The sequence below is a fragment of the Acididesulfobacillus acetoxydans genome (assembly GCF_902729405.1).
In the GTDB taxonomy this organism is placed as follows: Bacteria; Bacillota; Desulfitobacteriia; order Desulfitobacteriales; family Desulfitobacteriaceae; genus Acididesulfobacillus; species Acididesulfobacillus acetoxydans.
The window spans coordinates 1,273,471-1,286,342 of record NZ_LR746496.1; the positions used below are offsets into that span (position 1 = coordinate 1,273,471).

10 protein-coding genes and 1 pseudogene are annotated in these 12,872 nt (G+C 53.0%); 9 read left to right on the plus strand and 2 right to left on the minus strand.

Annotated elements, in window-relative coordinates:
* Nucleotides 1-56: 56 nt before the first annotated feature.
* Nucleotides 57-773, minus strand: coding sequence for a Crp/Fnr family transcriptional regulator (locus tag MNU25_RS05645; RefSeq protein ID WP_240984175.1), 717 nt, complete (start codon nucleotides 771-773; stop codon nucleotides 57-59).
* 660 nt (nucleotides 774-1,433) lie between these two features.
* Here MNU25_RS05645 and MNU25_RS05650 point away from each other — a divergent pair.
* The 3 genes and pseudogenes from MNU25_RS05650 to MNU25_RS05660 form a co-directional block, all read left to right on the plus strand.
* A complete protein-coding gene (locus MNU25_RS05650; RefSeq protein ID WP_240984176.1) occupies nucleotides 1,434-1,751 on the plus strand; it encodes a hypothetical protein in 318 nt (105 codons plus the stop codon).
* A 424-nt stretch (nucleotides 1,752-2,175) separates the two neighbouring features.
* Nucleotides 2,176-2,805, plus strand: a complete 630-nt coding sequence (locus MNU25_RS05655) for an HAD hydrolase-like protein (RefSeq protein WP_240984177.1) — start codon at nucleotides 2,176-2,178, stop codon at nucleotides 2,803-2,805.
* Nucleotides 2,806-3,085: 280 nt separating this feature from the next.
* A pseudogene (locus tag MNU25_RS05660) lies at nucleotides 3,086-3,184 on the plus strand (prevent-host-death protein); the annotation flags it as partial.
* A 456-nt stretch (nucleotides 3,185-3,640) separates the two neighbouring features.
* Here MNU25_RS05660 and MNU25_RS05665 read toward each other — a convergent pair.
* Complete coding sequence (locus MNU25_RS05665; RefSeq protein ID WP_240984178.1) at nucleotides 3,641-3,808, minus strand: CDIF630_02480 family spore surface protein; 168 nt, start codon at nucleotides 3,806-3,808, stop codon at nucleotides 3,641-3,643.
* Between the two features lie 477 nt (nucleotides 3,809-4,285).
* On the opposite strand from MNU25_RS05665, the gene MNU25_RS05670 reads away from it, so the two are divergent.
* The 6 genes from MNU25_RS05670 (at nucleotide 4,286) to MNU25_RS05695 (ending at nucleotide 12,807) form a co-directional block, all read left to right on the plus strand.
* Complete coding sequence (locus MNU25_RS05670; RefSeq protein ID WP_240984179.1) at nucleotides 4,286-5,281, plus strand: sodium:calcium antiporter; 996 nt, start codon at nucleotides 4,286-4,288, stop codon at nucleotides 5,279-5,281.
* A gap of 464 nt (nucleotides 5,282-5,745) precedes the next feature.
* Nucleotides 5,746-6,729 carry a (Fe-S)-binding protein gene (locus MNU25_RS05675; RefSeq protein WP_240984180.1) on the plus strand — a complete coding sequence of 328 codons (984 nt, stop codon included), beginning with the start codon at nucleotides 5,746-5,748 and terminating at the stop codon, nucleotides 6,727-6,729.
* Nucleotides 6,726-8,000: an LUD domain-containing protein gene (locus tag MNU25_RS05680; RefSeq protein WP_372503578.1), complete on the plus strand. Its 1,275-nt coding sequence runs from the start codon at nucleotides 6,726-6,728 to the stop codon at nucleotides 7,998-8,000. Before MNU25_RS05675 ends, MNU25_RS05680 begins: the two co-directional genes overlap by 4 nt.
* Nucleotides 8,001-8,522: 522 nt before the next feature.
* Complete coding sequence (locus MNU25_RS05685; RefSeq protein WP_240984181.1) at nucleotides 8,523-9,284, plus strand: LytR/AlgR family response regulator transcription factor; 762 nt, start codon at nucleotides 8,523-8,525, stop codon at nucleotides 9,282-9,284.
* Between the two features lie 377 nt (nucleotides 9,285-9,661).
* Nucleotides 9,662-11,473, plus strand: a complete 1,812-nt coding sequence (locus MNU25_RS05690; RefSeq protein WP_240984182.1) for a carbon starvation CstA family protein — start codon at nucleotides 9,662-9,664, stop codon at nucleotides 11,471-11,473.
* A gap of 929 nt (nucleotides 11,474-12,402) precedes the next feature.
* The gene (locus tag MNU25_RS05695) at nucleotides 12,403-12,807 is read left to right on the plus strand and encodes a hypothetical protein (protein ID WP_240984183.1); all 405 of its coding nucleotides are present in this window, start codon (nucleotides 12,403-12,405) and stop codon (nucleotides 12,805-12,807) included.
* Nucleotides 12,808-12,872 lie beyond the last annotated feature (65 nt).

The following is a 12,872-nucleotide window of genomic DNA, read 5'->3' on the forward strand; positions in this document are numbered from 1 at the left end:
AAACGAGATATTTTCACTGAACAGCCGGATTTTGTTCAAAAAGCCGGTTCGAGAATTCAGACATCAATTTTGTCACACAATAGCTTCAGATCCAGAATGTGGACTTCTCCTCTCTGCAAAGTCAGGATGCCCTGCCGTTCCCAACGGCGTAAAATTTCATTGACTGTTTGGCGGGTTATTCCGCTCATTGCGGCCAAGTCTTCATGCGTAAAACAAACACGGTAGGATGGAAGCGAAGGGAGTGACGTGTTGTAGGTTGACAACGTACCGAAGTTACGTTCGCTTTGAATAGCTCGCTCCATGACCCTGGCCAGACGTGAGGCAGCCTCGCGAAAAGCGAGATCGAAGATCAAGTCATTGGTTACACGCAGAATCTGCCCTAGGACTCGAATGAGTCGACGGGCTAATTCCGGAGATTCGTCCAGCATCCTTTGGAATTCCCGCATGCCCAGGTAGAATACTTCTGTGTCTTCCACAGCCGTAGCTAGGGCCAGAGAATGTTCACTATAGACATCCCCGGATGAGAGGATGGCCACCGTGAATTCTTTTCCGTCTTCAGAATAATAGGAGACTTTTACCTTGCCGGAATGTACGAAAAAGATCACATCCGGACTGCCGGAAGGAAACACCAGGGGTTGTCGCTTGTGGAATTGCTGCCTAATGAAGCGGGGTTTCCAAGTATTCAATAGGGCAGAAGGCAGATTACGAAAGAGCACAAAACGTTCCAGATCGGGCATATTAAAAGGCGTGGGTTGTTTCGGCTGGTCCAACACGAGCCACATCCCTTCTGAACATGATCCATGATAAATGAGTTCTCCGGGATGTGCCGAAACTCCTTCTGGGTTTGTCGGCTTGTGCCGGATGTTGCCAAGGTTGGACCCGATCAGGCTGTGGAGGATTAGTGCCCAAAGAAGGTTAGCCCGGAAAGCTCTTTTTTTCCGGGAAAAGGGAGCGGCTCAGGAAAGATTTGCGGTTCCCGAAACAGGTGAGACCCCGAAGCGTGATGCAGCTTTAGGACACAAAAAAGCCGGTGATCCTTAGCGTAAGGAAAACCGGCTTTTCACTCCCGAAATATGTCTTAGCGCAAATTTCCGTTAAAATGTTGGCGGGGCCCCAAATTCAAGTCGCGTCATGAAATAGCTTCAGGTCTGATGAGACTGCGAAAAATCAGATGTCGCGCCGGTTGAAGCGCCTAATGGCTGCCAGGAGAAAGCAAAGAATATAGAGTCCGGTGTAGGCAAGCATCCAGATACTGGGTTCAGAATAAACGCCAAAAGGTCCCAGAAAGTTTCCGGTTAAGGCGAGTGCCGAGCTGAATTGAACTGTATCTATTTCTTTACGGCCCATTGCGCAAAAGCGCGGGAAGCGCGAAAATGGACTCAGAGAGCGGCTGGTGTTTCTAAATGGATATCGGGGACGGGGTGGAAAAATCAATGGACGAAGATGAACGAATTGGAGAAGTTAAAGCTATTAGCCCGATTCGGCCCACGCGCAAGGTCGCGCTAATCAATCCCCGCCGGGGACGGCGTGAACTAAGGTATCAAATCGACCGGTATCAGAAAGCGCGAAAAGCGGAAAACGCCAAACCGGAGAGCGCCAAACCGGAGAGCGTGAAGCGGGTGGTAAAAAAGATGCCGGATGTTTCTAAAGGTGCCGAAGCCTGCTCCGGCACCGCTTTGAACCGTGTGGAGCCGCGCCATGGAAATATAAATCGCGTCGCCTATGACCGGACGATTATACTGGGCGAATAGGGAAGCAGGGAAGCGTTTAGGCGGGGAGCTGGGACCACCAAGAGGGTGCACCGCCAACGTAGAAAATACCGGTTACCGTGGAGTTCAGCAACCGGTGTTTGGTCATTTAGGCAAAGCAGTCTGCGGAATATTGCCCTGAGCCGCTTGAAAATCTTGTATTCGATGGCCGTCCGGGAGTAAGATGAACGCAAAAGGGCCGGCATATCGAACCGGAGGGCCGCTCGGCGATTATCGCTTTTGGCCCAGCCGCAGTGCGCATGACTGACAGCGTGAGATACCTTAGACTCTTGATGGACAGCGCTCGCAGACGCTAGATAGGCTTCGGCTCAGTGAAAGGATTTTAAACCGGTAGTAAAGCTTCCGGGGACATGGCAGGCTGGCCACGCTTTAATAGTTTTTAAGGTGGATGAGAACAGGGGGTTTTATGTTTAAACTTGCGATCTTTGATTTCGACGGAACCCTGGTCGATTCTAAAGACGTGGGCATCACCCTTTATAACCGGCTGGCGGAAAAATTCAAGACGAGAAAGATTGAGGATCTGGAGAGCCTGTGGAAGTTGCCGCTTCTTGAACGTTTAAAGGCACTGAACATCTCTCTCATCAAACTTCCGGGTCTCATAGCCGATATGAAAAAGGAATATGAACATTCTCTGTCCTACATTGAGATGTTTCCCGGTATGCGGGAACTGCTGCTCGAGCTCAAGGGCAAAGGCCATTCTGTGGCCATCATTTCCTCAAACTCGGAAAGCAATATCCGGGACTATTTCCGGAGCAAGCGGCTGGACGTGCTCGGGACCGTTCTCAGTCCGGCCCATCTTTGGGGCAAGGATAAAGCCATCAAGACATTACTTCGCGTTTATCATTTGAGGCGGGAGGAAGCGGTCTATGTCGGGGATGAAGTGAGAGACATCGAGGCCTGCCAAAAAGCGGGGGTTAAAATAATCTGCGTGGACTGGGGCCACGATCCGCCGGAGCTGCTCCAAGCGGCTCACCCCGATTATATGGCCGGTTCGGCGGAGGACATCCGTTCTATACTTGCCCGGTACCCGGGGTAGTTCACTTGATGTTCTATCTATTAAAGAGGGGGACAATGTGGTGAAAGCCTCCATTGGAGGCTTTCACCACAGCCCTTTATCCCGAAAGGATACCTCTCGGCGAAGGCGATAGTCTCCGGTACACCGCCCCCACGTGGGAAGGATTACAACTACTATTTGAAAATAACGTCGGGAATAAGACGGCCGCAAGAAGTGAAAGGTCCTGACCAAAGCGGTTGACTCCATAGCATAATAGAGCTCTAATATTATTAGAATGTTACTATAAGGAGCTGATACCCTACTGATTAAACCGTCCGCAAGCATCCGGCAGAACTATAATGAGATAGCGGATTTGTGCAGGTCTACCGGTGAGCCGGTGTATCTTGCTAAAAACGGCGACCGTGCAGCCCATCGTCATTAAAGGACTGACCTTTTTTGACGGACGGGAGGGCGTGGAGACGCGCCTTGAAACCACCTTTCAACTCTAGAAGTCTTCCACCCGGCTGAGAGGATGCGCTTTCTGGCGCTGGGCCACCTCATAACGACATAGGTCATATTTTGAGTAGGTGCATTGTAAACCGCACTGATGACAGATGCAGTGTCCCTGGCAGTCTCGACAGCGGCAACTAGACATAGACATAGACAGCAACCTCTTTCCGATAATTAAGATATTCCCCTTACTTCCAAGTATTGCACAAATTCGCGCGAATCATTCATTTGTTAGCGACAAGCGAAATGGGTGGCAGTATCTGTTTACTGTCACCCATTTCGCTCCGTTCCTGCCCGTTAAAAAGCTCGCTGGTCAAAAAACCCGCCGTCTATCCGGAGGTAGGGGCTCAGGAAAAAATAGCGCATCCTATTTCTGATTCATATCGACCCATTCTTTGGCATACTCGACATCGTCCTCGCTGGGGATGGCGACGTTGGAAACTGCTTTGGTTTTTTTAATGTTCGCCCAGGCAGCGGTATCATGTTTTTCGACGGGAGCTTGCGGGGCACTTTGTTTGCGCTGATCTGCCGACATTCTGATCCCTCCTAACTTCATCTAATCGTGGGCTTCCCACTTCTATGAGTGGGAGTGGTGCTAAGCGCAAGTGTCCACAGGACACTGGCGTGATGGACACTAGCGTGATGTTTAGCTTTAGCTGAACGAGTTACTTTAGTATTTGTCTCCTGGGGTGAATGTATGAGGTTGATGCGTGATTCGAAAAGGAAAGTTATGCCATATGACTGCTTGAAGATCGTTGCATGCCAGGCATGAACCAGTGTTGCAATTAATCGGACCTTTTGTTATAGTTGAACCACCGAAGGGGAGTAGTTTCTAAAAAACAGTGTCAACATACTGGCTTACGGGCCTGGCACTGTTTCGCCGGCGGCGTAACGAGACTTTTGGCGCAAGGGGGACCTGCGCTGAAGGTCTTTTATATTACTATGAAAAAGAGGAGTTTGGGGGAGACTAAGCGCGGAGTTTACTCCGGGATGAAGGGGATGGGGGAAAGTTATGGTCTCTATCTTTGCGGTGTTGTTGGCGGCGGCTCTCTTGATCTATTTTAGCTGTGAGCTGTTTGTCAATGGAATCGAGTGGACCGGAGTAAGGTTCAATATTGCCAAAAACGCAGTCGGCACTGTTTTGGCCGCGGTGGGGACGGCGTTGCCGGAAAGTGTGGTAACCTTTATCGCCGTGGTTTTCGGCCGGAATCTTCACCAGAAGGATATCGGAGTGGGCGCAGCCTTGGGCGGGCCCTTGGTCTTAAGCACGATTGCCTATGCCGTAGTCGGTTTGAGTTTGCTGGGGTTCAGCCGCAGGAGGGCCCGCGGGCGGGATTTGGACCTGCGCGGCAGTAAATTAGGGCGGGACCAAGCATGGTTCTTGTCGATCTTTATCTTCAAGGTGGCTTTAGGGTTTTTCGCCTTTACGGGCAAGGCCCTGACCGGTTTTTTATTTCTGGCGGCTTATGCTTTCTATTTTTATGCGGAGATGAAGCCGGTGGGCGAAAGCGGCAAGGGGGAAACGATGGAACCGTTGCGCTTTCGTCCGCATTCTTCCCGGCCGGAAACGGGTTGGATCGTCTTTCAAACCCTGTTGTCGCTCTTGCTGATTGCCGCAGGTTCGCAAATTTTCGTTCATTCTTTGGAAAGCCTCAGCGCCAGAATCGGGCTGCCGTCCCATGTAGTGGCCCTATTTCTGAGTCCGGTCGCGACCGAACTGCCGGAGATTCTCAACGCAGTGATTTGGGTCAGGCAAGGGAAAGAACGGCTGGCTTTGGCGAATATTAGTGGGGCCATGATGATTCAGGCCACTGTGCCAAGCGCTTTGGGCATTCTCTTTACCCCTTGGCTTTTTGACAAATATTTGGCTATGGCGGGTTTGTTCACGATCCTTTCGATTCTCTTTCTCTGGTTCACCTTGCGCCGGCGGAAACTTTCGGCTTATCGTCTGGCTTGGGCCGCGGTATTTTACCTCCTTTTTACCATCGTAGTATTTCAAAATGTTTAGTTCGTATTAGGTGTACGGCGAAGATTCCTTTTGTCGGAAGTATGGGAAAAGGCCGCGGCGCTCGGTACGCAAGGTATGCCTTCGGTCTGGTTCGGCGTTTTAGAATCGAAAAGAGGGTGGATCCTGAATACTTGCGCAAAATACAGAATACATGAGCCGAATACGTTTACTTTTCCGCTCAATTCTAATTAAATAAAGGGGGGCGTGCGCCCCAACCGGAATGTCGTTCGCCGCGATGCTCCGAAGAAGTTGTGCGGCCGGGGAAAAAAGGGGCGATCGTTTAGGGCCGGGTCAGGATCTTCGAAACCGATGCAAAAGCGGTTATCGAGCTCAACAGGGAAACGAATGGAGACCGGGGAGAGCGGTACAAGGAGAAAAAGAGAAAAGATTAAAAGGGAAAGGCCAGGAATAAGGGAAGACACAAAGGAGAGGAACAAGGGATAAGGAAGAGGAGGATGGTGCGCATGGCGGTCGAGAACAAGCTGCCACCGGTCTTGGACCTGATCCGCGGCAATATCGTAAAGTACGGCAACCCTTTGGCGCTCAAGGGTTCAGAGGTCGCGGCCTGGGCCAAGGGGCTCAAGTTACCCAAGGAAGGGGACGTCCTTTTTTATACGGGCGGAGAGTATCAGCTTCTGCCCTTTATCGATTCCCTGGTCAAGACCATGACCCATATTGACCAAGGGAGCAAGAGCTTTTCCCTGATGATGGGAGTGAGAAATATCCTCGACAAAGCGGGCTTGAATGCGGAAAAAATATACGCCTCCGTCTTGGCCAAAGACCGGGAACGGTTCAACTCCGTTTGTTACAAGGCGGCCTTTGTCCTGCAGCAGCTCGGTTATGATCTGGCCTACGCGGGAGATGAGGAACTCTACAGCGGAGCCTTGCTTTACGAACTGGGTTTTGGGGAGGATCTTAAAGAATATGCGCCTAAAGTCAGGCGGATGATCGAGAAGACCCGGGCCAAGACTGTCGTCTGTCTTTCTCCCCATGCGGCGGAAGTGCTGAAGCTGGTGTATCCGAAAATGCTGCCCGGGTTTTCCGTTGAAGTACGGACTTTTGTCGAACTCGTTTGGGAACGAAGGAACAAGTTGCCGGCGATTTCGTCCCCAGCGGTCGTCATTCATGATTCCTGCCGCCTGGCTCGCGAACTTGAGGTGGACGAGGAAATCCGGGATATTTTGACCGGAACCGGAGTACCGGTGCGCGAGGCGCAGCGCAACCGCCAGTGGACGACTTGCTGCGGGGGGCCGGGAAAACTTCTCTTTCCGGAGCTCTCGCACGTTATGGGTTCACGCCGGGTGGCCGAGTTGGAGGAAACGGGGGCCGAGACCATCCTTACCTCTTGCCCGTACTGCTTAGCGGCTTTGGCAGGCGGACAGGAGAAGGGTGATAAGACGGCTGTCGAGGACCTGATTGAGTTTTTGTTTAGGGGGTATGCGGCGTGAAATCGGATCTGACGAAGGCCTTCGCGGACTATGCCAAGGACCTCAATCAAGCCAGCCGGGATGAGAATATACAGAAAGCCATGTCCAGAGCGGTGAAGTCTTACCGAGCCACGACGGATGAAACGATGCGGCGCTTTCCGCACACGCCGGAGTTGGCGGCTGAGGTTCGAGAGATTAAGACGCAAGCGATTCAAAATAACGCGGCTCTGCTGCGGGAAGCTATGGCTTCGGTAGAGCGCAACAAAGGCAAAGCTTTTTATGCCAGGGATGCTGAGGAGGCTTTGCGGCTGGCTTTGGAGATCATCGGCCGGGGCAAGGTGGTTGTCAAAGGCAAAAGTATGTTGGGGGAGGAACTGCACCTCAGGGAATACTTGGAAGATCATGGCAATGAAGTTTGGGAAACTGATTTGGGCGAGTTCATTTTGCAGCTGAAGAAAGAGCGCCCGATGCATATTCTTTCGCCGGCTATTCACGTGCCGCGGGAGCAGGTGGCGGACATTTTCAGCAAGTTCTTTCAGAAAGAGGTTCCGCCGGACATTGCGGCGGAAGTGGGGGCGGTCAGGGAGTTCTTGCGCGAGAAGTATTTCAGCGCGGATGTCGGCATCAGCGGGGCGAATGTCGTGGCGGCTGACACCGGGGCTATGGTCATCATCGAAAATGAGGGAAACGTCCGCCTTTCCACAGGGGCCCCGCCCGTGCATCTGCTCATGGTTGGGGTGGAGAAAATAGTACCCACATTTCAAGAGGCCATGAAAGTGGCGGAGGTCACTTGGCGCTATGCCCAATACGGGGTTCCGGGCTATGTCAATATCATCAGCGGGCCCAGCAAAACGGGGGATATCGAGAAAGTGACCACGTACGGCGCCCATGGGCCCAAAGAATTCTACGTTATTTTTGTCGACAACGGGCGGAGTCTTATGGCCGGGGACGAGCGTTTCAGCCAAGCCCTCCATTGCTTGCGCTGCGGCGGCTGTATGTACGAATGCCCGGTCTTTCAAGTGACGGCCGGACACTTCGGTCACACCTACTTGGGAGGAATCGGTGCCATCTGGACCGCGTTCGTGTCGGGGGGCCTGGATGTGGCGGCTCCTCTTCTCTACACTTGCTTGCGTTGCGGTCGTTGTGTGGAGCGCTGCCCGATGCGTATCAATGTTCCCGGGATGGTGGGGGAATTGCGGAAAATGCTCATTTACGGGGAGTCGCTGCCGGGGGAGGATTTGCCGGAGGCTGCGATCGCCGGCGGGGTGGGCTTTGAGCATGCTCCCGTGTAAGGACGCTGATCTTCTTGGCTCTGTCTTGAACCCTCACTTTGTCAGGTGGGGGTTCTTTTATATATCACAGAGCGTTTTCTTTCTCTTCTCTTAATTTTGAAGAAGGAAAAACGAGGTGCGGGGTTGAAATAAACAGTAAATGTGAGATTGGGCCTGGGCCGGGATGTGAGGGCGGAAGAAGTGCCGGCACCCGGTGCAGTTCTATAAAGAAGTACTTATGCCTGACGCGGGGTCGAATCAAGTGCCGGTATCGGGTGCGGGACTTGGAGGGTACCGGACTTGGAGGGTACCGGATTTCGGGGTGGGCAGATATAGAATGATAGCGGACACAGGGTCGAGTTACGTACAGGCTAAGGGGTTAAAGCTGCGAGAGCAGAGCCTGGATTTTTCAGGGAGCGCCTGATGTGCCGCATACTGGTCAGGGGGAACCTTAGGCACGATGTGCCGTTCGGGGAGAAACGGGTGCGCGATACCCCGGCAGATTCTAGTTGAGTGAGGGAACCTAAGGGAGTTGGCGGGATCATGATGAAGGTGGTTTTGGTGGATGATGAGGTTCCGGCCCGCGCGGAACTTCATTATCTACTGGAACAGTTTCCGGAAATTTCTATTATCGGGGAGTGTAGAAGCGGCGGAGAAGCCTTAGAAAAAGTGCCGCTTTTGCAGCCGGATATCCTGTTTATGGATGTGCACTTGCGGGACATGGATGGCCTGGATGTTGTTCAGAACCTTCAGCGTCTGGGTGTGAATTCGTTTGTAGTTTTTGCCACCGCCTTTGACGTGCACGCCGTCCGCGCCTTTGAAGTCAATGCCGTGGATTATCTTCTGAAACCCTTTAGCCTGGAGCGTTTGACGCTGACCATCGAGCGAATCAAAAAACGCTGCCGCAACAATGAACGCGAGCTGGCAGAAACCATTTCCCAGCTCATGGCCCAGGCGGGCTTTAGACAACGGCCCCGCAGAATCCCGGCCACGGTCAAAGGAAGGGTGACCTTAATTGATCCGCAGGACTTGCTGTATGTGATGGCGGACGGCCGTTACGCCTGTCTGGTGACAGAAGGGAAAGCGTGGGCAACGACTTACAGCCTGCAGGAGATTGAGGAGCGGCTGGATCCCGCGCAGTTTGTCAGAACCCACCGGGCTTATTTGGTGAATCTTGACCGTGTGAAAGAAGTAATTCCTTGGTTTAACGGAACCTACAGGATTATCATCGCTTACCCGGGGGCTCCGGAAGTTCCGGTCAGCCGGACTTACGTCAAGGCCCTGAAAGAACGTCTGGAATTGTAGGGCCGGCCTCTTGGCACGCCCTGAGTTTTGTTTCCGACCACCCTGCTTGCATCCGGTTGTCCCGGCGGGAGAATCACGGTGCAGGCAGGGTTTTCTTGGTTACTGCTAAGGGCCGCTTGCGTCTGGTGCCGTTTTTATTAAGTCCTATGCCGGGAAAGACGCACTTCATTACGAAGTTCTCGACGGAGTCGTCAAAATTGCGTTAAAATATAGGCGGGGCTTGTCATAATCTGCAAGAAAAGGAAGGTGAGTGAACCTACTTGGCTTGTTTTAAAGCGAGCCCAGTACTCTTGCCGGTGGCAGGCTGCTCACTGCTACTTCCGTCCTTATATTTCGGATTTCGGCTGAAAACTTAGAAAAAGAGGTGACATTATCTTATGAACGCGCTTACTTTAGTCATTGCCGCAGCCTGTATCCTGCTCCTGGCCTATCGCTTCTATGGGGCGTTCATCGCGGCCAAAATCCTCGTTACCGATGAGACCCGTCAGACTCCGGCCTACCGCCTGGAGGATGGGCAAAATTACGTGCCCACCAATAAATGGGTCGTCTTCGGCCATCACTTTGCGGCCATTGCCGGGGCGGGACCCTTGGTCGGGCCGGTTTTGGCGGCTCAGTTCGGTTATCTGCCCGGGGCCATTTGGATTTTGGTCGGGGCCGTGATGGCCGGAGCGGTTCACGACATGGTCATACTTTTCGCCTCTGTTCGCTACAACGGGCGTTCCCTGTCGGAAATTGCCAAAGCGGAGATTAGCAAACTGTCCGGTCTGACCACGGGAATCGCTATTCTCTTCATTTTAGTTCTGGCTATGGCGGGCTTGGCTGTCGTCGTGGTGGGCGCCATGGCCAAGAATCCCTGGGGAGCTTTTATCATTACCATGACCGTACCCATCGCCCTCCTGGTCGGCCTGTACATGTACAAGATCCGGCCCGGAAAAGTGGGGGAAGCGTCATTGGTCGGCGTGATTCTCGTCTTTGTCGCTATCGCTTTGGGGCCGGTGGTCGAGGCTTCCGGGTTCGGGGCTTTCTTCAACTGGTCGGCGAAGGCGATGTGGGTTATCCTGCCGGTCTACGGATTTGTGGCGGCGATTCTTCCGGTTTGGCTGCTTTTGGCACCCCGGGACTACATTAGCAGTTACCTGAAAATCGGAACCATCTTAGCGTTGGCTTTGGGGATCATTTGGGTTCATCCTCAGATCCAGATGCCGGCCATTACGCAATTTGCCTACACGGCCAACGGTCCCATTGTCAAAGGCCCCGTTTGGCCGTTTGTCAGCATTACGATTGCCTGCGGGGCGATATCCGGTTTCCATGCCCTGATCAGTGCCGGGACCACTCCGAAGATGATCAGCAGCGAACGCGATATTCGGCTGGTGGGCTTCGGAGGGATGCTGATGGAAGGGTTCGTGGCGATGATGGCTCTGATCGCCGCGACCGTCCTCAAACCGGGCGACTATTTTGCGATTAACACCCCGGTTCAGGCGTTTGCTGCCTTGCACATGCATACGGTCGATTTGCAGCAGCTTTCAAACCTGGTGGGGATGAACCTGGCTGGGCGGACCGGGGGAGCGGTGACCCTGGCCGTGGGTATGGCGCACGTCTTCTCACGTGTGGTAGGCGACCAACTGATGAAGTATTGGTACCAGTTCGGCATCATGTTTGAGGCCTTGTTCATTCTAACGACGATTGATGCCGGGACCCGGGTCGGCCGCTATATCTTGCAGGATTTTCTCGGCCGTTATGTGCATAAACGCTTTTCCGATATTCACTGGTGGCCGGGCGTGCTCCTCACCAGCCTGGTGATCTCTTTCGCTTGGGGCTACATGCTCTGGGGCGGCAACGTGGCGAGCATCTGGCCGATTTTCGGAGTATCCAACCAACTGTTGGCCACTTTGGCCTTAGCCATCGGCACGACGGTTATCTTGCGCAATGCTAACAAGATGGTCTATGCTTGGGTGACCATCTTGCCCTTGGTTTATATGATTGTCACCGTCTTTTTCGCCGGAATCTGGTCTCTGTTCAATCAATATCTGGCTGTTCACGACTATGTCAAGTCAGCGCTCATCGTGATCATGCTGGCTTTGGCCGTAGTCATCGTGGTCGACAGTGTTTACCAGTGGGGCAAGATTATCGCTGCCCGTAAGGCAGGCCGTTCCACTGCTACCGTCTCGCTTCCGCTTTCCGGAAGATAAGCGGCAGTGAAGGATCCGTAGGGCACAAGCCGGTTCGGTCCGCCTGTTTTCCCGCCGTAACAGAGGTCCCTTTGCTTCTCGGACAAGAGAGGCGAAGGGGCCTTTTTGTGCGCCTGCCCCCAAAGAAACGCTGCGTCATCAAACGCTGAATTTGTGCGTCTGTTCAACAAAGCCGTGAACTAGAAATTTTTCTGCTTGGGCGGAGCTAACGGAAATGGGATCACGAAATGCCTTTGGAATCTGCAACCAGGGTGGCCAAGGGGTTAACTCACTTGGCCACCAAAGGCATCCCCGCCGTAGGCCGGACGCAAGCGAGAAACGAGTATGGTGGGTAGGGAGTCTGGGGTTGGGGATGACGAAAGCGGATTAGGATTAAGATTGCAATCGCAATGATTCCGGCGCCTACGCCTACTCCTACCCCACCGGCAACGGGCACTACGAGTGGGCAAAAACCGCTGGTAATAGGCCCTACATGAGGCGGAGCGCCAGCCGGTGAGATGTTGGGATAATGACCCGCTGTCCCGCCAAACATAACCGACCTTCCTTTCTGAGTAAAAAAATGCGGTACTTCGTCAGAAAACGATGCCCATGGCAATCAGCAATAAAATGATTACAACTACAATTCCGATTCCCGCTCCAAAGCCGAACCCAGCCCCATCTGCCCCAAAAGCCACGTCGTCCTACACCTCCTCTTTACTCGCCGGCATTGTAGATACTATAACAGGGTCATCTGTTTCTCCACTGCCATTCCCTTTTCTATTCAGAACGATATTCTGCAGTGGTTCCTCCCCAACCCAAGAGAATAGCGGCGCTTCGCCTCCACCAGTTGTGGGCTAGTATGGTGATTTGATGTAAATTACAACTCGTTTAGCGTAAATAGGGATTCAACGCGGTAAGGAAAGCCTAATGTTTTAGGGCTTTTTTATTTTTTGCGTTCAATCCTCAACCTATATGTTTTCCATAAAGTCTCGGGAGAACGGGATTTTCTCCGGGGCCGCTCGTCTGAAAGCATGGCGGCGGAATTGGGCATAGCTCAGTTGTTGGTGGGGCCCGGGGGACAAGAATTACACGCGGGCAGCCTTGTCTTTTCAGGGACGGGCGATGCTGAAACGGTGACCAAAGCGGAGGAAATTCTTCCAGGCGTGATCGGCAGGCCTTCCGGGGTTGCCAGTGCCGCTGCGGCCTTCACCCAGAAAACGCAGAGGCTTAAGGTAGTCTGCGGGGCTTGGAAAAAGGTTGACAGGGCTGTAAGCAAGGAACTGCGCCAGGCGGTGATCACCGGTGGTGCTGAGTTGCGCATCACTGATGAACCGTTTATCTCTTCTCTGGGATAACATTCGGGCAACGTAATCAGAAGACAGCAATGATTTTTCCGTTCAAGATGTTACAGCTCTTTGGG

Excerpts from the sequence above, each read along its gene's own strand:
- MNU25_RS05670 (WP_240984179.1), top strand. The coding sequence starts at position 4,286 with ATGGTCTCTATCTTTGCGGTGTTGTTGGCGGCGGCTCTCTTGATCTAT.
- MNU25_RS05655 (WP_240984177.1), top strand. The coding sequence starts at position 2,176 with ATGTTTAAACTTGCGATCTTTGATTTCGACGGAACCCTGGTCGATTCT.
- MNU25_RS05650 (WP_240984176.1), top strand. The coding sequence starts at position 1,434 with ATGGACGAAGATGAACGAATTGGAGAAGTTAAAGCTATTAGCCCGATT.
- MNU25_RS05685 (WP_240984181.1), top strand. The coding sequence starts at position 8,523 with ATGATGAAGGTGGTTTTGGTGGATGATGAGGTTCCGGCCCGCGCGGAA.
- MNU25_RS05690 (WP_240984182.1), top strand. The coding sequence starts at position 9,662 with ATGAACGCGCTTACTTTAGTCATTGCCGCAGCCTGTATCCTGCTCCTG.
- MNU25_RS05665 (WP_240984178.1), bottom strand. The coding sequence starts at position 3,808 with ATGTCGGCAGATCAGCGCAAACAAAGTGCCCCGCAAGCTCCCGTCGAA.
- MNU25_RS05675 (WP_240984180.1), top strand. The coding sequence starts at position 5,746 with ATGGCGGTCGAGAACAAGCTGCCACCGGTCTTGGACCTGATCCGCGGC.